Source organism: Desulfosporosinus sp. FKB (assembly GCF_002196705.1).
In the GTDB taxonomy this organism is placed as follows: Bacteria; Bacillota; Desulfitobacteriia; order Desulfitobacteriales; family Desulfitobacteriaceae; genus Desulfosporosinus.
On the sequence record NZ_NADJ01000031.1, the window covers coordinates 65,119 to 89,145 of the forward strand.

Below are 24,027 nucleotides of genomic sequence, written 5' to 3' on the forward strand. Positions count from 1 at the left end.
AAGGTATACTTTCCCCCAGCATAAAAAAAAGAGAGCAGAAATTCTGCTCTCAAAACATAGTTAAATTACTTTTAGAACAATCTGGTTAAATTATTCTCCCCATTTTTGTTCCGCTAAACGTTTATAAGAATCGTAACGTACCTTAGCATATTTTTCTGCTCCGCTGAAGAGTTCTTCTGCCGTTTCAGGGAAGGTATTCATCAATGACGTATAACGTACTTCGCCCATGATAAAGTCACGGAAAGGTATCGTTGGTTCCTTGGATTCCAGGCTAAATGGGTTCTTTCCTTCTTCTGCCAAATCGGGATTGAAGCGATAGAGATGCCAGTACCCAGAATCAACAGCTTTCTTAGCTTCTTGAACGCTCTTCGTCATACTAGCTTTAAGGCCATGGTTAATGCATGGAGCATAAGCAATAATTAATGAAGGTCCTTTATAAGCTTCAGCTTCCTTAATAACTTTGATGGCTTGGCTCATATTGGCACCAAGAGCAATTTGAGCGACATAAACGTAGCCGTAACTCATAGCCATCATACCAAGATCTTTCTTACGAATCTTCTTACCTGCGGCAGCAAACTTAGCAACAGCTGCACGAGGCGTTGATTTTGAAGATTGACCACCGGTATTGGAATATACTTCAGTATCGAGAACGAGGACATTGACATCGTCGCCGGATGCTAAAACATGATCTAAACCACCATAGCCGATATCATAAGCCCATCCGTCTCCACCAATAATCCATTGGGATTTCTTGATAAGATGGTCTTTCCTACAAAGGATCTCTGCTAATACTTTATTGTCTCCATTATAGCCTTCAAGAGATGCCTTAATTTTTGCTGCAGCTGCTTTTGAAGCATCTGCATCATTCCAGCCTGCAAGCCACTCTTCAAAGGCACCTTTAAGCTCAGCACTGATTTCCATTTCAAGTGCCTGCGTCATTAATTCAGCTAATTTTTCACGTTGCTGACGGACTCCCAAATACATGCCATAACCAAATTCAGCATTATCCTCGAATAAAGAGTTAGCCCAAGTCGGTCCTTTACCTTCTTGATTCGTGGTGTATGGAACTGCAGGAGCACTTCCGCCCCAAATTGAACTACAACCGGTGGCATTAGCGATCATCATACGATCACCATAGAGTTGAGTTAGAAGCTTAACATAAGCGGTTTCTCCGCAGCCTGGGCAAGCACCGTTAAACTCGAGTAAAGGCTGCGCAAATTGGCTTCCTTTAACAGTCGTAACATCAAAGAGATTCGATTTATTTTTAAGGGAAAGGGCAAATTCCCAGTTTGCCGTTTGTTGTTCAAATTGTTCAGCAGCAGGTTTCATTACCAGCGCTTTTTCTTTAGCCGGGCAAACTTCCGCACAGTTTCCACAACCGGTGCAATCCAAAGTACTTACTTGGATACGGAATTGCAGACCTGCAGCTTCTTTACCAATAGCCTTCTTACCAACAAAGGATTCCGGAGCATTTTTTGCCTCTTCTTCATTCATAAGGAAAGGACGGATTGCAGCGTGAGGGCAAACATAGGAACATTGGTTACATTGAATGCAATTGTTCATTTGCCATTCTGGAACTGTAACTCCAATACCACGTTTTTCGTAAGCCGTGGTACCAACCGGGAAGGTACCATCTTCACGACCATTGAAAGCACTGACGGGAAGATCATCTCCCTCCATGGCATTCATTGGACGAAGAATATTTTTAACGAAATCGGGTTCATCAGCAGCAGCGGCGACTTCCCCGTCTTGAGCATTAGCCCAGGATGCAGGAATTTCCACTTTGACGAGTGCAGAAACACCTTGATCTATGGCTGCATTGTTCATGTCAACAATGTTTTGGCCTTTTTTACCATAGGTCTTTAAGACGGAAGCTTTCAAATAATCGATTGCCTCTTCAACAGGAATAACATTAGCAAGTTTAAAGAAAGCAGCCTGCATGACCATGTTAATCCGTGAACCAAGACCAATTTTACGGGCAATAGAAACTGCATCAATGATATAGAAGTTAACTTCGTTACGAGCAAGTGCCTGTTTCATTGCTGCCGGAAGTTTCTCATCCAATTCTTCAGGCGTCCACTGACAATTCAAAACAAAATTGCCCTTTTTCTTCAAGCCCTTTAAGAGGTCATATTGGTAGACATAGGTTTGGTTATGACATGCAATATAGTTTGCACCTGTCACATAGTAAGGGGATTTAATCGGCTTCTTGCCAAAGCGAACGTGCGAAATGGTAATACCGCCGGATTTCTTACTGTCATATTGGAAGTAAGCTTGAGCATAAAGGGAAGTATGATCCCCGATAATCTTGATAGCTTGCTTGTTAGCCCCAACAGTACCGTCTGCGCCAAGACCCCAGAATTTACAAGCAATAGTTCCCTCTGGAGCGGTATCAATGATTTCATCTTCGGGAAGAGACTTAAAGGTTACATCATCAACGATTCCAATGGTAAATCCATTGACCGGCTTTTCGGCCTTAAGATTTTTATAAACAGCCAATATTTGAGAAGGCGTTGTATCTTTAGATCCTAAGCCGTAACGGCCTCCCACAATAACGGGTTTTTGCTCATGATTATAGAAAACTTCTTTAATATCTAAATAGAGAGGTTCACCTAAAGAACCAGGCTCTTTTGTTCTTTCAAGAACTGCAATCTTTTTAACAGTTTTGGGCAATACGTTAAAGAAATATTTGCTGGAGAAAGGATTGAAGAGGTGAACTTTGACAACTCCGACTTTTTCTCCTTTGGCCATAAGATAGTCGATGGTTTCTTCAATCGTATCACAGGCTGAACCCATAGCAACAATTACATATTCGGCATCTTCCGCACCATAATATTGGAAAGGATGATATTCACGGCCGGTCAGTTTTTTATACTCTTGCATATAGTGCTCAACAATATCAGGAACCTCAGCATAAAACTTATTAGACGCTTCACGGCTTTGGAAATAAACATCAGGATTTTGAGCTGTTCCGCGTAAAACAGGATGTTCTGGGTTTAAACCACGGTCGCGGAATGCTTGAACCGCGTCCATGTCTATTAATTTGCCAACTTCATCATATTCCGGTATCTCAATCTTTTGAATTTCATGAGATGTACGGAATCCATCGAAGAAATGTACAAAAGGAACTCTTGCCTTAACTGTTGCTAAATGAGCAATAAAGCCCAAGTCTAACGCTTCTTGGACACTATGTGAAGAAAGCATTGCAAATCCAGTTGCACGAACAGACATTACGTCTTGATGATCACCAAAAATCGAAAGAGCATGGGTTGCTAAAGCCCGGGCACTTACATGGAATACACTTGGAAGCAGCTCACCGGCAATCTTATACATGTTAGGAATCATCAAAAGTAAGCCTTGTGAAGCAGTATACGTAGAGGTTAATGCACCAGCCTGGAGTGAACCGTGTACTGCACCTGCGGCACCTGCTTCGGATTGCATCTCCACGACTTTAACAGTTTGCCCATAAATGTTTTTCCTTCCATGAGCAGCCCATTCATCAACCAATTCGGCCATCGTCGAAGAGGGGGTGATGGGGAAGATGGTGGCGACTTCAGTAAATGCATACGATGCATGAGCCGCAGCTTCATTTCCATCCATGGTTTTCATTTTAGCCATTTTTTGTTTCCTCCTAATCATGTGATAAATTTAATTTTCCGGGAGTATAATGGAATACCTTTTCTATTTTTCCTCATATTTTTCAGAAAACGAACTATTAAACTTTGAGGAAGAAATAGAATTTTCATAAAACGCCCGTAAAAACAGACGTAGGGAACTACTTCGCAATTACGTCGAATAGTTCCCTTAGCAATTTTTAGTATACCTCCAACTTGTCGAGGGAGTCAAGAACTTAATTTAAAAAATCTTTGAGTTAGAAAATTTAAATTCCTAATAACTGTAGGATTGATAAGGTTAATACTCCAGGAAAACCTAAAAGTCCGACAATAATTATTGTAAAAAAATTAATTGGAATAGAAAAACCAAGAATACTTAAAAGAAAATTAAATAACCAAAGTCCGACAATTCCGCCTAGACTATGAATTATGATTTTTAAAATAATATTTGGTTTTCCGAGAATCGAACGAATCGTTAATCCTATCAATATAATAAAAAATCCTAGAAAGACCAGTGTCATATAGTTTCCCCCTCGTCCGGTGCTAGTCCATAAATATGCACTTCACGGATAAAGAAGAACACTTTAATCTTCCCCATGATAAAAAATAATTAATCCTGGTATTTTTCGCTTTTGATGAATTATTAGTGAAGTTAACGAAGGAACCACCCCCACTTATAAAAGTGGAAGTGGTTCCTATACCTTGCTTAACTATCATTTAGCCAGAACTCTATGACCTTACTTTCAATTAAAGCTGGCGTCTCCCTTCCAACGCTCGTGCAATGGTTACTTCATCAGCGTATTCCAAGTCCCCGCCGACGGGTAACCCATGAGCTATACGGGTCACTTTAATTCCTAATGGCTTTAGTAAACGAGCTAAATATAAAGCAGTTGCTTCTCCTTCTACCGTCGGATTAAGAGCCATAACAACTTCTCGAACACCTTCCAAACGTTTTAAAAGAAGGTTAATAGTTAATTGCTCCGGTCCTATTCCTTCCATAGGTGAGAGCACACCGTGCAAAACATGATACCGACCTTTGAATTCTTTGGTTTTTTCTAAGGATACCACATCTCTCGGATGTTCCACGACACAAAGTTCTGAGGAATCTCGTTGTGGGTTCTGACAAAGTGCGCAAGGATCTTGGTCCGTAAAGTTGGAGCAAATTGAACATTTTTTAAGCGAATGATTTGCTGCCAGAATCGCCTGAGCCAAATCCTGCGAAATTTGTGGCTGCTGCAGAAGGTGAAATGCCAATCTTCCTGCTGTTTTGGGACCAATCCCCGGCAAACGTGCCAAAGAGCTGATAAGATCTGCCAAAGGCTGAGGATAGTTCAAAAAATCCATAGTTCACCTAGAACAAGCCGGGGATCTTCAAACCACCGGTTAATTTTCCCATTTCATTACTAGCCATTTCCTGAGCTTTTCTTAACCCTTCATTCACTGCGGCCTTAACGAGGTCTTCCAGCATTTCTACATCCTCAGGATCAATAGCTTCGGGATTGATTTTCATTTCTACTAATTCCATTTTTCCACTTACAACAACTTGAACCATCCCGCCCCCAGAAGAGGCATCCACAGTTTTATTTTGCAATTCCTCTTGTGCTCTAGCCATGTCCTCTTGAAGCTTTTGGGCTTGCTTAATCATTTGATTCATATTTCCACCCATACCGCCGCCCATTCCTTTAAAACCTGCCATATTAACACTTCCTATCTTAATTTTATCATCAGTATTTGAAATTTGATATTTAATCTCGAACGGTTACAAGATCTTCGCCGAACATATCCCTTGCTTTATCGATAAGAGCTTGTTCTTCAAGTTCTTTATTCTGCAGCTCTGAAAGGTCTTTCTTTTGGAATTCGTTTTCCATAACGTTGTTTAAAGTAATAGTTATTCCAAATAGTTGCTGCAAAGCCTCTTCAATTGTCTGGCGATTTTCTTGCTGATTAACCTTATCTTTGTGGAAGGAACACCCTTGACGAAAAGCAATGGTCAAAATGTTTCCTTCAAGATAAACCGGTTTTCCTTCTAACAAAAAAGCTTGAGTAGATTTCTTTCGGCGTTTAACCTGATCTAAAATCTCGTTCCAGCGTTCCTGAACGATCTCTATGGCTAAAGATTCCGTTTTTGCTATAGGTTTCCTTTCAGCAGAGGCAGCTGGCTCAATTTCCAGAGCAGTTTTTGTCTGAGATTTATTATTTTCTTGCTCACCAGACCCTACTGAGGCCGGAATTTTTAATGTACTTTTCCTAGGAAGATCCTTACCTGACAAAAGATTTTGCAGTTGAAGTTCAAGCGATGTCAAGCGTTTAATAATCTCATCCTGATCATTAATAATACCTTGCCCTTCATGAATTGTCTGAACTATTAAAAGTTCGGCTGCTAAGCGAGCATTAGATGCATATTTCAACTGTCCTTCGCCCTGCATTAAAAGCGAAATCCAATGTAATAAACGGGATATTGGAATTTTTTTACATTGTTCAACTAACCGCTCTTGAATTTCGGGAGCAACTAGCGGAGTGCCGCCTGTAGTTAAGTTCAAGAGCATTTGCCGAAGATACTCTAAAAGCTCCCGAATAATCTGTCTCGGATCTCGACCTTGCTGTATTCCCCCCGTCAGAGTTTCTAAACTCTTTCCATAATCGAGGGCAATTAACCCATCAACTAATTCCGAACTAAAGGTCTCACCTACCATTCCTAAAACCTGATAGACCTCCTTAACACCAAGGGGATCATCCTGAAGCAGACATTGATCTAAAATACTTAAGGCATCGCGGAGACCGCCTTCAGATTTTTGGGCAATCACTAATAAGGCACTTTGCTGAACCTGACGCCCTAATGATTCACAAACAACAGTTAATCGTCTTGTTATATCCTCAATTGAAATACGGTGAAATTCAAAACGTTGAACACGCGAAAGAATTGTTAGGGGTATTTTCTGAACCTCAGTTGTAGCTAAAATAAAAACTACCTGTGAGGGTGGCTCTTCCAAAGTTTTAAGCAGAGCGTTAAAAGCCTCTGTTGTCAGCATATGCACTTCATCAATAATATAAACTTTAAATTTGCCTTGTATCGAGCTTAGCTTGATGTTTTCTCTTAAATCTCGAATCTCATCAATTCCTCGATTAGACGCGGCATCGATCTCAAACACTTCAATTGCAGAACCATGATCAATACTAGTACATGAAGGACATTGATTACAAGGTTCAACCCCATTTCGCTGTTCGCAATTCAAAGCCTTGGCCAAAATTTTGGCAGCTGTTGTCTTACCTGTACCTCTCGGCCCGCTAAATAAGTACGCATGAGCTATTTTATTTTGCTTAAGGGCATTTATCAATGTCTGTGTAACATGTTCCTGACCCACAATACTTTGAAAAGTTTTTGGTCTCCATTCACGGTACAATGCCAAATAAGCCATAAATTCACCCTCATAATTCGAGCGTTTTGAAAAGTAAGTATTAAGTATAAAGAAAACTTAGCTGCTGCTCGAAGAGTCTGTCTTCTCACTTTCCTGATAGTACAAAAAAGATGGTACCAATACCACCTTTATCTTAAATAATAGCCGTACACCTTTGATCGATCCTTCACCTCCGAACGTTACCTTGGTCGAACGGTTCGATTCAGGCAACCTTACGGCACACAAAACATCCTCCTTAGTGCTGCTTCCGTCAAGACCTGACACGGTTCGGAGTGTTCTGTTGCGTAAGACCAAAATCTCATTACCATCTACCAAAGACAGCTTCACAGATGAGGACCTTTCGCAGGAATTCCACCTTGCTAGAGCGGACTGCAAGTTACAAGGAACCGCTACCTCCCCGTCTAGTACGGCTAAATCAATTATAGCAAAATAAAAAGCCGAAGTCGAATACTTTGGCTCCCTTTCCAATATGGCGGAGAGAGAGGGATTTGAACCCTCGACACCAGTTACCCAGTGTACCCGCTTTCCAGGCGGGCGCCTTCGACCACTCAGCCACCTCTCCGTGCTCTCTAACTCTTACAAACATATTAATTTGCAAAAATTTTAGTGAACAAAAAGAATTATAGCTTATACTGACAAGGGAGTCAAGGATAAAGTTCTGTAAATTTTTTGCAACACATTTCAACGCTATTGCTTTACACTAAGTGCGTGTTTTATCCAGTTTTTAAGACCCCCACTTCTATAAGTGGGGGTGAGTCCTTCATTAACTTCAGGTGAGGCAGAGTCCTCCTTCGCCGCTAAGTATTCCTATTGGGAAAGGCGGCTCAGCAATAATGTCTACTGGACGTTATTGTATCTGAAGCCCCGATGTTCAGCTTTAGCTGAACGAGTTCACTTCCTGCTTATTAGCCTTTCTACAAGTTCCCAAAAATAAAATTTAACCTTAAGCGAATTCGCAGGAACAGAACTTTCAATTCTATTATTCACCGATTTATTGGTTGAATTGACGGCCCCTTTATTATTAACTTGTTCGGTTTGTTGATTTACTGTTTGTTGTCTTTCTGAATAAAGGGGAGCTTTATCATTTATTGGTATCCCTGGTTTTCCATCCACTTGGACTGCTGTTGAATGCTCAATATCGATAAAACACAATGGAGGAAAAAGGACACACCACCAGTTAGATCCTTTGCCTTCCCCAATAACGACTCTTAATGCTTCATAATTTCCTGCCGGCAAGATCAAGGTACCATAAGATTTCGTCGGAAAACTAAAATGACCGTACTCCGTGTGAACACTGTAATTCTTACCCCAAGTTTTAACTACCGCGCGTCCAATTTCCTCCATTTCCGGACGAAGACCCGCAAGAATTTGCCGAGATTCTTGCAAAGATCCCGACGATGCAAGTTTAGGGGAAACTTCTTTTAAGATGGCATCTCTTACAGCTCTTTTCAAGGCTTGGTCCTGCTCGCTATCTGAATTAGCAAGGACATGAAATCGAATCAATTGATCAGGAGTCTGCGCTAATTTTCCTTCATCATAGATAACCTTTTCAGATATTTTTGTGGGTATATATACTTTTTCCTTCCAAATCATAGCACTAAGAGATCCATAACCTAAAATTCCAAAGATACAGAACACCATTGATACTCCAATTATTTTTCTCCATTTAATTTCTCTGGTTTGGAGCCTTGATTGCAGGCCTTGAAAGCTATTTATTATATGATCCATTCTTGTTAAAACCTCTTTCTGGACACAGTACATGTTTATCTCTATTTCTTATACTTTGCCCAGAATGTGAAATTTTAAACAAATAGTTGCAAAATAAAAGAGCCCTTTTCTTAGAAAGGCTCTTATTTTTATAAGTATGGCGGAGGAGGTGGGATTCGAACCCACGGACGGCTTACACCGTCAAACGATTTCGAGTCGCTCTCGTTATGACCACTTCGATACTCCTCCGTGTAATATAACTGCTAAGACAACTATGAACTTACACCAAACTATATAATTATCATAAAATTTCACAGATGCTTAGAGGTTAACCATTTTTTAAATTTTATCGTCACCTTAGAGATTTAAAAAACTGCTTTAAAATATCTGTACATTCTTCTTCTAAAATTCCAGCGAATATCTCTACTTTATGATTCCATAAGGTATAATCAAGCACATTGATTACTGAACCAACAGCCCCGCCTTTTAAGTCCATCGATCCATAAATAAGTTTCTTTAGGCGTGACTGAAGTATAGCGCCTGCACACATAGGACATGGCTCTAAGGTTACATACAAAGATGCATCACTTAATCTCCAAGATCCTAACGTTTCAGCGGCACGTTGAATTGCTAAAATCTCAGCATGGGCTGTAGGATCATGGCGAAGTTCCTTTTCGTTGTGTGCTTCTGCTATAACAGTATCATTTTGAACGATTACAGCACCAATTGGTACTTCACCTTGTTCAAAGGCCAATTGTGCTTGTAAAAGCGCTAAACGCATCCAATCTTGGTGGCGCATAAATACCTCAAAGTGGTGACCCCGGGAGGAGTCGAACCTCCGCAAGACAGGGTTTAGGAAACCCCCGCTCTATCCACTGAGCTACGAGGCCTTAGTTTTTATTAATCACTGAATCTAAAGCAATTGTCAATTAGGCAATGACCTGAATTATTCAGTGAACAAATGTGCGATATTCGTATATCGATTATCGCACTAAAACTATCAATAATGGTGCGCTCGGAGGGATTCGAACCCCCGACATCCTGATTCGAAGTCAGACGCTCTATCCAGCTGAACTACGAGCGCAAAATGAACTCTTTAAGCTAAAACTATTACTCTTGTTCACTTACTTCAAAGATCGAGCTTCGAACATCGATCTTCATTCTGGCGGAGGGGGTGGGATTCGAACCCACGGACCCCTCACGAAGTCACCGGTTTTCAAGACCGGCTCCTTAAACCGCTCGGACACCCCTCCATGTAAGACGAACAACATATAGAATAGCATAATTAGGGATGAATGGCAACTAAAAATTTCTGTAAATTTCTAAAATATTTACCAAATATTTGCCAATTTTCCCTCGTCCTTAACCAATATATTCTACACCCATATAGGCTTGCAAGGCTTTTGGAATATGAATTCTGCCCTTTGAATCCTGACAATTTTCCATAATAGCAGCGACTGTTCGCCCGATTGCTAAACCACTGCCATTTAGGGTATGGACAAATTCAGGTTTTTCCTTTGGTCCCCTGCGGAAGCGGATGTTTGCTCGACGAGCTTGAAAATCTTCAAAATTACTGCATGAAGAAATTTCACGGTATGTATTAAAGCTCGGCAGCCAAACTTCTAAATCATAAGTTTTAGCGGAAGAAAATCCGAGATCCCCAGTCGATAACGTCATTACCCGATAGGGAAGCTCTAATTCCTGAAGAATACTCTCGGCATCGTTCGTTAATAACTCCAGCTCCTGGTAAGAATTCTCCGGAAGTGAAAATTTAACAAGCTCAACCTTATTAAATTGATGCTGACGAATCAAGCCTCGTGTATCACGGCCTGCTGATCCTGCTTCTGAGCGAAAACATGCACTGTAAGCACAATGTCGAATAGGCAGGCTGTTGCCATCTAAAATTTCATCTCGATAGAGATTCGTAACAGGTACTTCAGCAGTAGGAATCAAAAAATAATCAGTACCCATGACTTTAAAGGCATCATCTTCAAATTTCGGGAGTTGCCCAGTTCCAAACATCGAAGTACGACTTACCATATAAGGCGGTAAAATCTCTGTATACCCCTTAGCTGTATGTTTATCAAGCATAAAGGAGATGAGAGAGCGTTCCAGCCTGGCACCTAAACCTTTATAAAAGGTAAAACGTGCCCCTGTTACTTTTCCGGCCCGTGTAAAATCGAAAATGTCTAAGTTTTCCCCGAGCTCATAATGTGCCTTTGGCTCAAAATCAAAAGAGCGCGGAGTTCCCCAACTGCGAACTTCGATATTCGCACTCTCATCTGTGCCTACCGGCACCGAAGGATGGGGTATGTTCGGAATTTCATAAAGAACCTTTTCCATCTCTTGAACAATTTCCGAAGATTTTTGTTCTAAGCTTTTAACAGTTTGGCCAACTTCACGCATTTCCAAAACAAGTGCTTCCGCGTCTTCTCCCTTTTTCTTAAGACGTCCGACTTCTTCGGATACGGCATTACGTCGAGCTTTTAAGGTTTCAATTTCAAAAAGAAGGCGACGCCTTTCTTCTTCTTGTTCTAAAAAATGATCTAAGCTAATAGAAACATGACGTTTTTGCAAAGCTTCTTTTACCAAATCAGGGTTGCTGCGAACAAACTTCAGATCTAACATACTAAATCCTCCCATACCATGAACGCTTTTACTTTACCCAATGTTCATCAATCATACCCAAAAAGTATTGATGGACCCTATGATCCGGGGTAAGCTCAGGATGAAAGGCACTGGCCAATAAATTTCCTTGTCGGGCAAAGACAATCTTTCCCTCAAACTCAGCTAAAATACCTACATTAGGAGCAACTTCCCGAAGATAAGGTGCTCTAATAAAGACAGCGCGCAAAGGATGAGTGCCCATAGCAGGCACCTGAAGATCTGTTTCAAAACTAGCTATTTGCCTGCCAAAGGCATTACGTTCTACTGTTGTATCCATTAAATTTAATCGATACTGATCACTGTCTATAATTGTTTTACTGAGCAGAATCATACCGGCACAAGTCCCAAAGATTGGCAAGTCTTTTGCGCCCAGCTCTTTTATTTTTTCACCGAGATCATTAATCTGCAATTGTTTACCTATTGCTGTACTTTCACCACCGGGAATAATCAAACCATGGATTCCCTCAAGGTCACTTGTTTTACGCACTTCAACAACATCGCAGCCTAGTTGTTTCAAAACCTGCCGGTGCTCGCGAAATGCTCCTTGTAAGGCTAAAACGCCGACACGTTTTTTCATGTTTACCAACCCCGATCTTGCATACGCTGAGCATCCGTCAGAGTTGAAATTTCAATACCTGTCATAGGTTGTCCAAGGTCCTTAGACACTTCCGCTAAAATCTTTGCATCATTATAATGAGTTGTTGCCATAACAATAGCTTTAGCTCTTGCTTTGGGATTATCTGATTTAAAAATTCCGGATCCAACAAAAATCCCATCTACTCCAAGCTGCATCATGAGAGCTGCGTCCGCCGGTGTTGCTATTCCGCCGGCAGCAAAGTTAACTACAGGAAGTTTGCCATGTTCTGCTACGTAAAGTACCAGCTCATAAGGTGCCCCCATAGTTTTAGCTGCCGTCATAAGCTCCTCTTTAGGCATAACCGATAAGGCGCGCATATCACTCATGACAGTTCTCATATGTCGTACAGCTTCAACAACATTTCCCGTTCCTGGTTCACCCTTGGTGCGAATCATAGCTGCACCTTCGCCAATTCTGCGCAATGCTTCGCCAAGATTACGACATCCACAAACGAAAGGAACTTTAAAGTCATGTTTATTAATGTGAAAGGCGTCGTCGGCTGGAGTCAGAACTTCTGATTCATCAATATAATCAACACCCAAGGATTCTAGGATTTGAGCTTCCACAAAATGACCAATTCTTGCTTTTGCCATCACCGGAATAGAAACAACTTCCATAATACTTTGAATAATAGTGGGATCTGCCATACGCGCAACCCCACCTTCTGCACGAATATCGGAAGGAACACGTTCTAAAGCCATAACGGCACATGCTCCTGCTTCTTCAGCAATAATAGCCTGTTCAGGAGTCGTCACATCCATTATGACGCCGCCTTTTAACATCTCTGCAAGCCCAGTCTTAACTTTTAATGATCCGAATTCTGCCATCTGATAATTCCTCCTAAAATTTATGTTAGTACCAGTATTATCTCTTATCTGGCTTCTAAACCCTGACTTCTGATTCCAGACATGGTAACACCTTGCGTTAATTTTGTCAATTTAATCCTCAGATTCTGTCTCCTCAGAGCCGTCTTCCTCTCTCATGACAATCTTAGCCATGGCAACAACTTTACTGTCATCACCAGTTCTCATAGCCAAAACCCCGTGGGCCGTTCGGCCTTGATTGGAAATACCTGAAACTTGGAGACGCAGCATGATTCCATTATTTGTAATTACCATTAGTTCATCTTCCGCTTTAACGACTTTTACACCAATGAGCAAACCAGTTTTAGAATTTAACTTCATAACAATAATCCCTTTGCCGCCCCGTCCTTGAACCCTAAATTCCTTAAGATCTGTACGTTTAGCAAAGCCATTTTCGCTCATAGTCAGAAGTTCGCCTTCATCTCCGATAACTTCCATTCCTACAACTTCATCATTATCTTCAAGTTTTATTCCCTTCACGCCTCGTGCAGTGCGGCCCATATATCTTACTTCATCTTCCGGGAAACGAATCGCAATTCCTTGACGTGTTGCCAGCAAAATATCATCTAAACCTTGGGTTAATTTTACTCCTATTAATTCGTCACCTTCATCAAGGGTTAACGCTATTAAACCCTCACGCCGTGACGAATCGTATTCTTGCAGAGCTGTTTTTTTCATAATACCCTTTTTCGTGGCGGTAATTAAGAAATAATCCGGACTATAATCTTTAATGGCCATCACGGCCGTAATCATTTCATTTGGGCTTAAACTTAAGAGATTAATGATAGCCGTTCCTTTTCCTGTGCGACTGGCTTCTGGTATTTCATGAGCTTTCAGACGATAAACTTTACCTTGTGACGTAAAAAAGAGAATATAATGGTGAGTTGAAGTAATAAAAAGGTGTTCGACAAAATCTTCTTCTTTGGTAGCCATTCCATGAACACCTTTTCCACCACGATTTTGACTCTTATAGGTGTTTAAAGGCAAACGTTTTATATAGCCGTAGTGGGTAACTGTCACTACGACTTCCTCTTCAGCGATAAGATCCTCAATATCCATCCTGCTGACATCAACGGTTATAGAAGTTCTTCGTGGATCACCAAACTTTTGCTGAACTTCTCTAATTTCATTTTTAATAATTTCAATAACCATACTAGGTGAAGCAAGAACTGACTTAAGATAGGCTATCGTTGTCATAAGTTCATGATACTGACTTTCTAATTTGTCACGTTCTAAACCTGTTAAACGTTTCAGACGCATATCAACAATTGCTTGGGCTTGTTTCTCACTTAAACCAAAACGACTCGACAGATTTACTCGAGCCTCTGCCTCATCAGCAGAAGAACGAATTGTTTCTATGACTTCATCAATATGATCAAGGGCAATTCTCAAACCTTCAACAATATGTGCCTCAGCTTCTGCTTTATTAAGTTCAAACCGCGTTCTTCGAACAATAACATCCTTTTGATGTTCAATAAAGTAGTGAATCATATCTTTAAGGGTCAGAACTCTCGGCTGATTATTAACAAGTGCCAGCAAATTAACCCCAAAAGTTTCTTCCATCTGAGTATGTTTATAAAGCTGATTCAATATAATTTGAGGATTAACGTCCCGTCTAAGCTCAATGATAATATGCATCCCTGTACGATCGGACTCATCCCGCAGATCGGTAATACCATCGAGTCGTTTATCCCGCACAAGTTCAGCAATTTTTTCAATAAGTCTTGCCTTATTAACTAAAAAGGGAATCTCAGTAACAACAATTCTTGTCTTACCTGATTTTTCCATATCTTCAATATCAGCTTTAGCCCTAATTTTAATTGAACCTTTTCCTGTTGAATAGGCAGCCTTAATTCCTTCATGCCCCATAATTATTCCGCCGGTCGGAAAATCAGGACCTTTGACATAATTCATTAAATCCGTACAAGTCAGATCAGGATTATCCAACAAGGCAACCGTAGCATCAATAACTTCGCTTAAATTATGAGGAGGGATATTAGTGGCCATACCTACAGCAATTCCCGAAGAACCGTTAACTAAAAGGTTGGGAAATTTAGCAGGTAAGACTGTAGGTTCGTCCTGCTTTTCATCATAGTTTGGCGCAAAGTCAATGGTATCTTTATCAATATCTGCCAGCATATACGTAGCAATTTTAGCCATACGAAGTTCTGTATAACGCATAGCAGCCGCAGAATCCCCATCAATAGATCCAAAGTTACCATGGCCGTCAATTAAGGGATAACGACTGGCAAAATCTTGAGCCATGCGCACGACGGCATCATAGATTGAACTATCTCCATGAGGATGAAATTTAGCCATACAATCCCCGACAAGCCGAGCAGATTTGCTGTATGGTTTAGTTGGGGTCATACCTAATTCATGAAGTGTATATAAAATTCTGCGATGAACCGGTTTAAGTCCGTCCCGTACATCCGGCAAAGCCCGGCTGACAATAACACTCATAGAATAGTCGATAAAGGACTTTTTCATTTCATCTGCAATTTCAACAGGAAGAACTTTTCCCCCTTGGATTTCATCCGACATGAACGAGCACTCCTTTAAGTATCCAAATTACGTACATCTTTAGCGTGCCGATGAATAAAATCTCGGCGCGGTTCCACTTTATCGCCCATTAAGATTGAGAACATATCTTCAGATCTGAGGGCATCTTCGATGGTCACCTGTAATATTGTACGTTTTGCTGGATCCATCGTGGTTTCCCATAATTGTTCAGGATTCATCTCTCCTAAACCTTTATAACGTTGAATCTCTACTTTATCCCGGCCTATAGTGTCTAAGGTTTTATTAAGTTCATCATCTGAATAAGCATATTGTATATCTCTCCCTTTTTTGACTTTAAAAAGAGGAGGCTGCGCGATATATACATAGTGATTTTCAATTAATGGTTTCATATAGCGATAAAAAAACGTTAATAAAAGAGTCCGAATATGAGCGCCATCGACATCAGCATCTGTCATAATAATCAGCTTGTTATAACGTGCTTTGCTAATATCAAAATCATCCGATATGCCGGTTCCCATCGCCGTAATCATAGCTCGTATTTCAGCATTTGCTAATATTTTATCCAACCTTGCTTTTTCAACATTTAAGATTTTCCCACGCAAAGGTAAAATTGCTTGAAAACGCCGGTCACGTCCTTGTTTAGCCGAACCTCCCGCACTATCGCCCTCAACGAGATACATTTCACATAAATCAGGTTCCTTCCAAGAACAATCCGCTAATTTACCGGGCAAAGACGTTCCCTCAAGAGCGCTTTTGCGGCGAGTTAGCTCTCGCGCTTTCCGGGCTGCATCCCGTGCCCGGGCAGCTTGAAGTGATTTTTCGATAAATTTCTTGGCCAAGGCTGGATTTTCCTCCAGAAAAACACTTAAACCTTCACCTGTTGCGGAATCCACAATTCCACGAATTTCACTATTGCCAAGTTTTGTCTTTGTCTGTCCTTCAAACTGGGGATCAGGTACTTTAACAGAAATAACTGCCGTCAAACCTTCCCGAATATCATCCCCGGAAAGATTGGAATCTGAAGATTTTAATATATTATTTTTTCGGGCGTAATCATTAACTACCCGAGTAAGCGCCGATTTGAAGCCTGCTTCATGTGTTCCGCCTTCTTGAGTATTAATATTATTGGCATAAGAATATAAATTTTCGGAATAACTATCATTATATTGCATGGAAACTTCTACTTGCACTCCATCTTTACTGGTTTCAATAAAGATGGGTTGGGGATGTAAACAATCTTTTGTCTTGTTAAGATACTTGACAAAATCTTGAATACCTCCTGTATGAAAGAAAGTTTCTTGACTATCCGTTCGTTCATCCGTTAAATTTATTTTTACACTTTTGTTCAAAAACGATAATTCTCTCAGCCTATGAGCCAGGACATCATAGTCATAAACTGTATCTTCAAAAATTTCCGGATCTGGTATGAAAGATATTTGTGTACCAGTCTTATCTGTTACACCTAGATCCAGAAGCTCTGTAGTTGGCTTACCTTGAGCATATTCCTGATGATAAACATGTCCGCCTTTAAAAACTTCCACAATTAACCATTTTGAAAGAGCATTGACAACGCTAAGCCCGACACCATGTAGACCGCCGGATACTTTATAGGCACTTTCACTGCCGCCAAACTTGCCTCCGGCGTGTAATACCGTTAAACAAACTTCGACAGTAGGTTTACCCATTTTAGGGTGAATATCAACGGGAATACCTCGTCCATTATCAATAACAGTAATGCTATTATCCTTACGAATAATAACATCAATTAGGTCACAAACACCAGCTAATGCCTCATCAATACTATTGTCAACGATCTCGTAAACAAGATGATGAAGACCCCTGCTGCTTGTTGATCCGATATACATTCCAGGGCGCTTACGTACAGCTTCAAGTCCTTCCAGAACTTCAATTTGCCCTGCATTATAATTATCACCTGGGTCTGGAATATTAATATCTGTATTATCTTGCAAAGCTGTTTCCTCCCAAATAATACCTTCAACTTATTATTGTACACTAATTATAACTTTGTTTCAATTTTGACTATGAATAATTGCCACTAAACGTCTTTTTTGAGATGTTATTTAGTGGCTAATTAGTTAAATTGCATAAATTTCACAATTATTATTCATCTATAGCAAATAACGATCTTTTAAATAAGGTTGTTGATGAAATTGGAGATAGAAAATAATTTTCTGTTGTAATAACAAGTGATTTTTCTTTACCAGGTTCAGAAATATAAATAATTTTATTATTGTCTTTTATATTGGATAGAAACCTATTATTTCCTTTACCCTCAGATGCTATTTCAAGATCTATGATTGCCACAACTTTATCTTTTTTTATTAACATATCACCGCCAAGATGCAAATACATTTATCGTTCCCTCCTTATATGCCCCTTATCGACTTGGAATAATGTCCCAGCTCCAAGTTGACTCTCAGCACTTGTCATGGTGATTATCGTTTGAATATGTGAGGATTCAATAAACTCTATTAGATAGTTTCTCCTAAAACTATCAAGTTCAGACAATACATCATCTAATAAAAGAAGAGGATACTCCCCTTTTTCTTGACGTATTAGCTCTAATTCACCGAGTTTCAAACTTAAAACCAAAGATCGCTGTTGACCCTGTGAAGCATAAAGACGCGCGGGTTTATCATCTAAAAGTATCTGTAAATCATCACGGTGAGGACCGATAAGAACCATCTGGCGTTCAATTTCCTGATCCATTTTCTGATTTAACAAATCAGGAAATTCTAACAGTGCATCCTGAATATTCCTTTTTCCTAATGCATAATAACTAATATCAAGTTTTTCATTTTGTGAGGTCAGATTCACGTAGATCTGGTCAGCAACTTTTTGTATTTGCTTCGTTAATTCATCGCGCCGAAGAATAATTTTTGTACCAAGTTCAACAATTTGTGTATTCCAAAGCTGTAATTGAGAATTCTTCAGAGATTTATCGTTATTATATGTTTTAAGAAGAGCATTTTTTTGTTGAATTACTTTGTTATAAGCATTTAACAAGCTTACATAACCAGGTCGTATCTGAGCAATATGCAAATCTAAAAATCGCCGGCGTTCGGATGGCCCGCCCTTAACCATAATGAGATCATCTGGTGAAAAAAAAACCACATTTATGGTACCTACAAAATCTGATAAACGTTGACAGGAAACTTGGTTGACTTTTACTCTCTTTTTACTGTTTTGGTAGTGGCTCTCTAAGAATATTTTATGGTGATTTACAATAAAATCACCATACAGATGAAATTCAGTTTTATCCCATTTTAAAAGCTCATGTTCTCTTTTTACTCTATATGACTTGCCGGTTAAGAGATAGTATATTCCTTCGATAATATTAGTTTTTCCTTGTCCGTTATTTCCAATCAATGTATTAATTCCGGGAACAAATGTCACAGCCTCATTGTCATAGTTGCGGAAATTTTGTAAACGAAAATTAATAATATTCATAGGTCATTTATGAAATTCTGACAGGCAAAACAAGATAAAGGTAATTTGGATTATCTATGGGACGCATAACCCCTGGACTATAAGGCCCGGAAAGTTCAAAAATTATTTGTTCTGTATCAATAACTTTTAAGGCATCTATTAAAAATTTAGCATTAAAAGCAATCATTACATCATTTCCTTGAGTAGTTACCTCAATTTGTTCAGATATTTTTCCTAATTCCGTTGTTTGATCAATTTTTAATTGTGTACTTTCGACTTTAATTCTAATAATATTTGCTCCTGTTTTATCATGTGATAATAATGATGCTCTTTCTACCGCTTCAAGAAAATTCTTTACTGACAAATTAATTTTTGTTTCACAAGTTTGGGGAATGACTTGTTTATAATTCGGAAACATTCCGTCAATTAATCTTGATACTAGATATATCAGACCAAACTGGAAAACAACTTGTGTCTTATTAAAGCTAATTTGGATCGATTCGTCTTCATCTTTTAATAAACGATATATTTCTGCTAATGTTTTAGCCGGTATGATCCCATTAAAACTTGCATCTTCTGGATTATCTACTTCTGAAATACTATAAGCTAAGCGATGGGTATCGGTTGCCACTAATCGAAGATTTGATCCTTCTATTTGCATCAGAGTTCCATTAAAAACAGGCCTGTTTTCTTCGGACGCACAAGAAAATATAGTCTGTCTTATCATATTTTTAAAAATAGATGTAGGGATAGTATAAGACATCGGGTCAATTAAATCAGGAAGTAAAGGATATTCTTCTGGATCGTAACCTCTTAAAGTTATTTCAGATTGGTAGTAATAAATAGTAATTGCTAGATTTTCTTCTTTAATAGTTATCATGGTATCTGGTAGTTTTCGCACAATCTCTGCAAACAATTTGGCTGGAACTACTATTGTCCCTTCCTCTTCTATCTGAGCAGGTATTTCACATCGTATTCCTAATTCAAGGTCAGTTGCTGCAAAACGTAAACTTTGATTCTCAGCGCTTATCAAGATTCCTGAAAGAACGGGTAGTGTATTCTTGACAGATACTGCACGTTGCACCGCATTTACTCCAGAAATTAATGAATCCTTTGAACAGAAGATTTTCATCTTGAATCCTCCCATGTTATTTCCCGGTTCTAAACGACGATTATTAATAATAAGATAATATTTAGTAGTTATAGTAGTATTCCTTGTCTATGTGTGGATAACTTTCGTAAGGCGTTGAATTTGCTTAAGTTTAGGGTGTTGAAAAATTGGTGGACAAGAGGGACTGTTTGTCCACATGTCCACATTCGTTAATTTTGCTTTAGGTTATTAAGATACTATAAACAGGTTATCAACATTTAAAACCGTTAATTTAGTCATTTTGGATACGTTGTATCAATTCATTAATTTTCTTTTCTAAAATAGGGTCATCTTGAATTGCCTGAGAAATCTTTTCATGGGCATGCATAACTGTAGTATGGTCTCGCCCTCCAAATTCATCACCTATTTTCGGTAATGAAGAATCTGTTAATTGACGTGATAAGTACATAGCGATTTGCCTTGGAAATGCTACTGCACGCGTTCGTTTTTTGGCTTTAAAATCGTTTGGTGAAAGGTGATAATAATCGGCAACAGCTTTTTGGATAATGTCAATAGTTATTGGTTTTGATGAATTAGAAGGTAAAATATCTTTTAATGCTTCCATGGCAACTTCGGCTGTAATTGGCATTGAGCTTAACGACGCGAAAGCAATAACTCGAATTAAGGCACCTTCAAGTTCTCGAATATTGGTATGTATTTTATCAGCAATATAAACCATTACTTCATTCGAAACTTGTAAGTTTTCAACTTTAGCTTTTTTTCTCAAAATGGCAATTCTGGTTTCTAAGTCCGGCGCCTGAATATCTGTGATCAGGCCCCATTCAAATCTGGAGCGCAAACGATCCTCTAAGGTAGGAATTTCTTTAGGGGGCCGGTCTGATGAGATAATTATCTGCTTGTTGGCTTCATGTAAGGCATTAAACGTGTGGAAAAACTCCTCTTGTGTTCGTTCTTTTCCAGCTAAAAATTGAATATCATCAATTAGGAGAATGTCGACATTTCGATAATGATTACGAAATTCAATGGCATTTTCATCGCGAATTGAATCAATGAGTTCATTTGTAAATTTTTCGCTGGATACGTAAAGTACTCTCGTATTTGGGGAACGCTGCAATATATGATGCCCAATGGCATGCATAAGATGTGTTTTGCCTAAACCTACGCCGCCGTAAATAAACAGAGGATTGTAAGATTTAGCAGGAGATTCGGCAACAGCAAGTGATGCAGCGTGCGCAAAGCGATTACTATTCCCAATAACGAATGTATCAAAGGTATATTTTGCGTTAAGGCAATTTGGCAATTGTTCATTTTGTTTTGGAGTACTTTCTGATATAGGGGATTCCAAAACCGGGTCTTTTTTTAAGGAATCCTCTGGTGAAGGGATAATAAATCGGAGGCTAACCGAGTGGCCTAAAATTGATTGTACGGAGGACCTTATTAAAGATGCATACCGACTTTCTAACCAATCTTTAGCAAAATCATTGGGAACACTGATTACTAATGTATCCCCATCAATCTCAATTAGCTGAGTTGAACTTAACCATGTTTCAAAGCTTGGTCTGGTAAGTTCATTTTTCAGTTTTTCGAGTGTTTCCTGCCACAATAAATGAGGTGTGATTGGTAGTGGTGGCATGAATGGACCTCCCTTATTTTAAGAAATTAGTAATTACGACAATAAAAAAAGTTATACACAAACTTATACACATTTGTGGATAACTTGGTCAAAATTCGAACTGTGGATAATATAAACTATGATTTGCAGGACGTGTATGATGGTGTGAAATTATAATATCAAGTTTTCCGAGGGTTATCAACAGGAAGATTTCGTGTTTTTATAAATTATTCACAAGTGGATAACCTTTTTCATTCCTATATTATCCACATCCTTCTCAGCATGGTTGCTTGACAGAATAAAAATTGTTAGAGTATAATCTGTAAGTAAGTCTGTTGCTTAGAAAGTTTCTTCGTTTTATAAAGGAGGTGTCTTTAAATTGAAAAGAACATACCAACCGAAGAATCGCCGCCACAAGCGAGTTCACGGTTTTTTAAGTCGTATGAGTACGCCAACTGGGCGAAATGTTATAAAACGCCGTCGATTAAAAGGTCGTAAAAAGTTATCAGTCTAAGGCCGCAATTATGTGGCCTTTTTTAGTATATCTAGTAATTAGTCACGGCTTTTGCTCTAATCTAAGTGAACTCGTTCAGCTTAAGCTGAACATCGGGGCACTCCCACTTGTAGAAGAGGGAGTCTTACGATTTGATAAATTTAATTTGCTCCGCTAAGCAAAAAGGGTTTAATTTTTAGCTTAAGGAGTTAAAATATGATAGAATTGTCTCTTATTTAAGCCTGGAGGGTTTATGCTTAAAAAAGAATTTCGACTACGCAAAAAATCAGGCTTTAAAGCAATTTTTGATAATGGCAATAATTTTTCTGAGAAATATGCCGCTATCTATATTTTAAAAGGCAAACAACAACGGTTTGGTTTTATTGCTTCAAAAAAAATAGGTAATTCTGTTCAAAGAAATCGTGCTAAGAGATTACTTCGTGAAGTTGTTCGATTACATATCTCTGAAATTAAGCCTGATGTTCAAATTATTTTTATTGCAAGGCCTAGGATCAGAGGAGTTTACTTCCCGGAAGTCGAAACTTCAATATTGATGATGTTGAATAAAGCTAAGGCTTTAATCACGAAATGAGTCGTTAATGATGAGAAAATTATTAATTCTGCTTTTGCGGATCTACCAAAAATTTATTTCTCCTCTGAAAGGACAAACATGTCGTTTTTATCCGTCCTGTTCTGAATACGCGATTCAGGCGCTGCAAAAGTATGGCTTATTTCGAGGAAGTTTTAAATCACTTGTGAGAATATTGAAATGCCATCCGTTTCATCCGGGAGGGCATGATCCAGTTTAAGGAGGGCTTTTGTGAGTATTATTGTGCAATGGATGACCTATTTATTAAATATATTTTATAATTTGTCTTCTGCCTTGGGTCTTCCTAATTATGGTGTGGCTATTATCTTATTAACGATTTTGATTAAAACCATTATTTATCCTCTAACCTATAAACAAATGGCTTCGATGCGTAAAACCGTTGACTTACAGCCTAAGATTAAAGCCATTCAAGCCAAACATAAGAATGATAAAGAAAAAGCTAATGCGGAAATAATGGAGCTGTATAAAGAGAACAAAGTGAATCCTATGGGTGGTTGTTTACCTATTGTCATTCAACTGCCGATTTTTTGGGGTTTGTACAGTACTCTGCGGAATTTTCCTTATGGAGCATCTGCTAATGCTGCACATTGGTTTCTAGGATTTGATTTAACAAAAATTTATGGTTTTAGTTTAAGTTATCATATTATTTTACCTCTTTTTGCCGCTGCTACGACGTATTTGCAAACGAAGGTCACGAATCCGAATGCATCATCAGATCCTACCCAAAAAACAATGTTGTACGTAATGCCTATATTTTTTGCCTATATCAGTGCTACGGTGCCGTCAGGTTTAGCCTTATATTGGGTTACGATGAATTGTGTTTCAATTCTGCAGCAGCTTTATATTAATCGTAAATTGACAAATCAAAAGAAAAGCGTTGCATAGATAACGGGGAAGACGTGAGGAGGGATCGTTCATGAGAGTTGTAGAGAAAACCGCCAAAACGGTTGAAGAAGCGATCGCCGCTGGGGTTCAAGAGTTAGCTGTTGACAGAAAATATGTTCAGGTTGAAATTCTTGAGGAACCTACGAAAAAAGGATTATTTGGTCTTTTCGGTACAAAATTTGCAAAAGTTAGAGTTACATATGAAGATGATCCGGGACTTCTGGCAACTGTATTTATTCAAACTATCTGTAAAGCTATGGGAGTCAAGGCAGAAACTCAAGTAACTAAGGATTCAGAAAACTGGCATGTTAATACTGAAGTTTCGCACCTAATAAATCAGCTCTAATTCCGGCTTAATTGGGTCAAACAGATATAAAAATTCCGCATGAACACAGGGTTTTGGTATAATTTGATTGCGTACAAATCTACCAAAATTGAG

At 39.1% G+C, this 24,027-nt stretch carries 21 protein-coding genes, 5 tRNA genes and 1 other RNA gene; 5 read left to right on the forward strand and 22 right to left on the reverse strand.

Translation table 11 applies throughout. The features are described 5' to 3' along the window. Nucleotides 1–90: 90 nt before the first annotated feature. The 22 genes from nifJ to dnaA all read right to left on the reverse strand — a co-directional run bounded on the left by nifJ (nucleotide 91) and on the right by dnaA (nucleotide 21,621). The gene (gene nifJ, locus B5Y67_RS10160; protein WP_088226332.1) at nucleotides 91–3,618 is read right to left on the reverse strand and encodes a pyruvate:ferredoxin (flavodoxin) oxidoreductase; all 3,528 of its coding nucleotides are present in this window, start codon (nucleotides 3,616–3,618) and stop codon (nucleotides 91–93) included. 262 nt (nucleotides 3,619–3,880) lie between these two features. Beyond that, nucleotides 3,881–4,135, reverse strand: a complete 255-nt coding sequence (locus tag B5Y67_RS10165) for a pro-sigmaK processing inhibitor BofA family protein (protein WP_088226333.1) — start codon at nucleotides 4,133–4,135, stop codon at nucleotides 3,881–3,883. Between the two features lie 226 nt (nucleotides 4,136–4,361). Continuing rightward, a complete protein-coding gene (gene recR, locus B5Y67_RS10170; RefSeq protein WP_088226334.1) occupies nucleotides 4,362–4,958 on the reverse strand; it encodes a recombination mediator RecR in 597 nt (198 codons plus the stop codon). 7 nt (nucleotides 4,959–4,965) lie between these two features. Next, a complete protein-coding gene (locus B5Y67_RS10175; protein ID WP_088226335.1) occupies nucleotides 4,966–5,310 on the reverse strand; it encodes a YbaB/EbfC family nucleoid-associated protein in 345 nt (114 codons plus the stop codon). A gap of 49 nt (nucleotides 5,311–5,359) precedes the next feature. Further along, the gene (gene dnaX, locus B5Y67_RS10180; protein WP_088226336.1) at nucleotides 5,360–7,030 is read right to left on the reverse strand and encodes a DNA polymerase III subunit gamma/tau; all 1,671 of its coding nucleotides are present in this window, start codon (nucleotides 7,028–7,030) and stop codon (nucleotides 5,360–5,362) included. A 144-nt stretch (nucleotides 7,031–7,174) separates the two neighbouring features. Beyond that, nucleotides 7,175–7,440, reverse strand: an RNA gene (gene ffs, locus B5Y67_RS10185) — signal recognition particle sRNA large type. Between the two features lie 60 nt (nucleotides 7,441–7,500). Beyond that, nucleotides 7,501–7,592 (reverse strand) — tRNA-Ser (locus tag B5Y67_RS10190). 329 nt (nucleotides 7,593–7,921) lie between these two features. Continuing rightward, nucleotides 7,922–8,758, reverse strand: coding sequence for a stage II sporulation protein R (gene spoIIR, locus B5Y67_RS10195; RefSeq protein WP_242975925.1), 837 nt, complete (start codon nucleotides 8,756–8,758; stop codon nucleotides 7,922–7,924). Between the two features lie 137 nt (nucleotides 8,759–8,895). Then, nucleotides 8,896–8,986, reverse strand: a tRNA-Ser gene (locus tag B5Y67_RS10200). A gap of 103 nt (nucleotides 8,987–9,089) precedes the next feature. Next, nucleotides 9,090–9,536, reverse strand: a complete 447-nt coding sequence (gene tadA / locus B5Y67_RS10205) for a tRNA adenosine(34) deaminase TadA (protein ID WP_088226337.1) — start codon at nucleotides 9,534–9,536, stop codon at nucleotides 9,090–9,092. A 13-nt stretch (nucleotides 9,537–9,549) separates the two neighbouring features. Next, nucleotides 9,550–9,627: transfer RNA gene (locus tag B5Y67_RS10210), tRNA-Arg, on the reverse strand. A gap of 117 nt (nucleotides 9,628–9,744) precedes the next feature. Next, nucleotides 9,745–9,821: transfer RNA gene (locus tag B5Y67_RS10215), tRNA-Arg, on the reverse strand. A 79-nt stretch (nucleotides 9,822–9,900) separates the two neighbouring features. Continuing rightward, a tRNA-Ser gene (locus tag B5Y67_RS10220) sits at nucleotides 9,901–9,990 on the reverse strand. A gap of 109 nt (nucleotides 9,991–10,099) precedes the next feature. After that, the gene (gene serS / locus B5Y67_RS10225) at nucleotides 10,100–11,365 is read right to left on the reverse strand and encodes a serine--tRNA ligase (RefSeq protein ID WP_088226338.1); all 1,266 of its coding nucleotides are present in this window, start codon (nucleotides 11,363–11,365) and stop codon (nucleotides 10,100–10,102) included. A 28-nt stretch (nucleotides 11,366–11,393) separates the two neighbouring features. Beyond that, nucleotides 11,394–11,981 carry a pyridoxal 5'-phosphate synthase glutaminase subunit PdxT gene (gene pdxT, locus B5Y67_RS10230; protein WP_088226339.1) on the reverse strand — a complete coding sequence of 196 codons (588 nt, stop codon included), beginning with the start codon at nucleotides 11,979–11,981 and terminating at the stop codon, nucleotides 11,394–11,396. Nucleotides 11,982–11,983: 2 nt separating this feature from the next. Beyond that, nucleotides 11,984–12,868, reverse strand: a complete 885-nt coding sequence (pdxS, locus tag B5Y67_RS10235) for a pyridoxal 5'-phosphate synthase lyase subunit PdxS (RefSeq protein WP_088226340.1) — start codon at nucleotides 12,866–12,868, stop codon at nucleotides 11,984–11,986. Nucleotides 12,869–12,979: 111 nt separating this feature from the next. Beyond that, complete coding sequence (gene gyrA / locus B5Y67_RS10240; protein ID WP_088226341.1) at nucleotides 12,980–15,448, reverse strand: DNA gyrase subunit A; 2,469 nt, start codon at nucleotides 15,446–15,448, stop codon at nucleotides 12,980–12,982. Nucleotides 15,449–15,462: 14 nt separating this feature from the next. Next, a complete protein-coding gene (gene gyrB, locus B5Y67_RS10245; protein ID WP_088226342.1) occupies nucleotides 15,463–17,397 on the reverse strand; it encodes a DNA topoisomerase (ATP-hydrolyzing) subunit B in 1,935 nt (644 codons plus the stop codon). 151 nt (nucleotides 17,398–17,548) lie between these two features. Beyond that, complete coding sequence (locus B5Y67_RS10250) at nucleotides 17,549–17,800, reverse strand: extracellular matrix/biofilm biosynthesis regulator RemA family protein (RefSeq protein WP_088226343.1); 252 nt, start codon at nucleotides 17,798–17,800, stop codon at nucleotides 17,549–17,551. Continuing rightward, the gene (gene recF, locus B5Y67_RS10255; protein WP_088226344.1) at nucleotides 17,801–18,898 is read right to left on the reverse strand and encodes a DNA replication/repair protein RecF; all 1,098 of its coding nucleotides are present in this window, start codon (nucleotides 18,896–18,898) and stop codon (nucleotides 17,801–17,803) included. Nucleotides 18,899–18,905: 7 nt separating this feature from the next. Next, the gene (gene dnaN / locus B5Y67_RS10260) at nucleotides 18,906–20,009 is read right to left on the reverse strand and encodes a DNA polymerase III subunit beta (RefSeq protein ID WP_088226345.1); all 1,104 of its coding nucleotides are present in this window, start codon (nucleotides 20,007–20,009) and stop codon (nucleotides 18,906–18,908) included. 250 nt (nucleotides 20,010–20,259) lie between these two features. After that, nucleotides 20,260–21,621, reverse strand: coding sequence for a chromosomal replication initiator protein DnaA (gene dnaA, locus B5Y67_RS10265; RefSeq protein ID WP_088226346.1), 1,362 nt, complete (start codon nucleotides 21,619–21,621; stop codon nucleotides 20,260–20,262). A 358-nt stretch (nucleotides 21,622–21,979) separates the two neighbouring features. Here dnaA and rpmH point away from each other — a divergent pair, with 358 nt between their 5' ends. From rpmH to B5Y67_RS10290, 5 genes are all read left to right on the forward strand, one after another. Further along, complete coding sequence (gene rpmH, locus B5Y67_RS10270) at nucleotides 21,980–22,114, forward strand: 50S ribosomal protein L34 (RefSeq protein ID WP_007777819.1); 135 nt, start codon at nucleotides 21,980–21,982, stop codon at nucleotides 22,112–22,114. A gap of 232 nt (nucleotides 22,115–22,346) precedes the next feature. Beyond that, entirely contained in the window at nucleotides 22,347–22,685 is a 339-nt protein-coding gene (gene rnpA / locus B5Y67_RS10275) for a ribonuclease P protein component (RefSeq protein WP_088226347.1), read from the forward strand. Nucleotides 22,686–22,692: 7 nt separating this feature from the next. After that, on the forward strand, nucleotides 22,693–22,902 hold the full coding sequence (gene yidD / locus B5Y67_RS10280) for a membrane protein insertion efficiency factor YidD (RefSeq protein WP_088226348.1): 210 nt from the start codon (nucleotides 22,693–22,695) through the stop codon (nucleotides 22,900–22,902). A gap of 11 nt (nucleotides 22,903–22,913) precedes the next feature. After that, a complete protein-coding gene (locus B5Y67_RS10285) occupies nucleotides 22,914–23,588 on the forward strand; it encodes a YidC/Oxa1 family membrane protein insertase (protein WP_088226349.1) in 675 nt (224 codons plus the stop codon). 31 nt (nucleotides 23,589–23,619) lie between these two features. Next, a complete protein-coding gene (locus tag B5Y67_RS10290) occupies nucleotides 23,620–23,934 on the forward strand; it encodes a Jag N-terminal domain-containing protein (protein WP_242975926.1) in 315 nt (104 codons plus the stop codon). The last annotated feature ends 93 nt before the right edge of the window (nucleotides 23,935–24,027 follow it).

Coding starts and splice junctions, on each gene's coding strand:
- recF (WP_088226344.1), bottom strand. CDS start 18,898: ATGAATATTATTAATTTTCGTTTACAAAATTTCCGCAACTATGACAAT.
- recR (WP_088226334.1), bottom strand. CDS start 4,958: ATGGATTTTTTGAACTATCCTCAGCCTTTGGCAGATCTTATCAGCTCT.
- serS (WP_088226338.1), bottom strand. CDS start 11,365: ATGTTAGATCTGAAGTTTGTTCGCAGCAACCCTGATTTGGTAAAAGAA.
- rnpA (WP_088226347.1), top strand. CDS start 22,347: ATGCTTAAAAAAGAATTTCGACTACGCAAAAAATCAGGCTTTAAAGCA.
- gyrA (WP_088226341.1), bottom strand. CDS start 15,448: ATGTCGGATGAAATCCAAGGGGGAAAAGTTCTTCCTGTTGAAATTGCA.
- pdxT (WP_088226339.1), bottom strand. CDS start 11,981: ATGAAAAAACGTGTCGGCGTTTTAGCCTTACAAGGAGCATTTCGCGAG.
- B5Y67_RS10175 (WP_088226335.1), bottom strand. CDS start 5,310: ATGGCAGGTTTTAAAGGAATGGGCGGCGGTATGGGTGGAAATATGAAT.
- dnaN (WP_088226345.1), bottom strand. CDS start 20,009: ATGAAAATCTTCTGTTCAAAGGATTCATTAATTTCTGGAGTAAATGCG.
- spoIIR (WP_242975925.1), bottom strand. CDS start 8,758: ATGGATCATATAATAAATAGCTTTCAAGGCCTGCAATCAAGGCTCCAA.
- tadA (WP_088226337.1), bottom strand. CDS start 9,536: ATGCGCCACCAAGATTGGATGCGTTTAGCGCTTTTACAAGCACAATTG.
- B5Y67_RS10290 (WP_242975926.1), top strand. CDS start 23,620: ATGAGAGTTGTAGAGAAAACCGCCAAAACGGTTGAAGAAGCGATCGCC.
- B5Y67_RS10165 (WP_088226333.1), bottom strand. CDS start 4,135: ATGACACTGGTCTTTCTAGGATTTTTTATTATATTGATAGGATTAACG.
- dnaA (WP_088226346.1), bottom strand. CDS start 21,621: ATGCCACCACTACCAATCACACCTCATTTATTGTGGCAGGAAACACTC.
- dnaX (WP_088226336.1), bottom strand. CDS start 7,030: ATGGCTTATTTGGCATTGTACCGTGAATGGAGACCAAAAACTTTTCAA.
- pdxS (WP_088226340.1), bottom strand. CDS start 12,868: ATGGCAGAATTCGGATCATTAAAAGTTAAGACTGGGCTTGCAGAGATG.
- B5Y67_RS10250 (WP_088226343.1), bottom strand. CDS start 17,800: ATGTATTTGCATCTTGGCGGTGATATGTTAATAAAAAAAGATAAAGTT.
- yidD (WP_088226348.1), top strand. CDS start 22,693: ATGATGAGAAAATTATTAATTCTGCTTTTGCGGATCTACCAAAAATTT.
- nifJ (WP_088226332.1), bottom strand. CDS start 3,618: ATGGCTAAAATGAAAACCATGGATGGAAATGAAGCTGCGGCTCATGCA.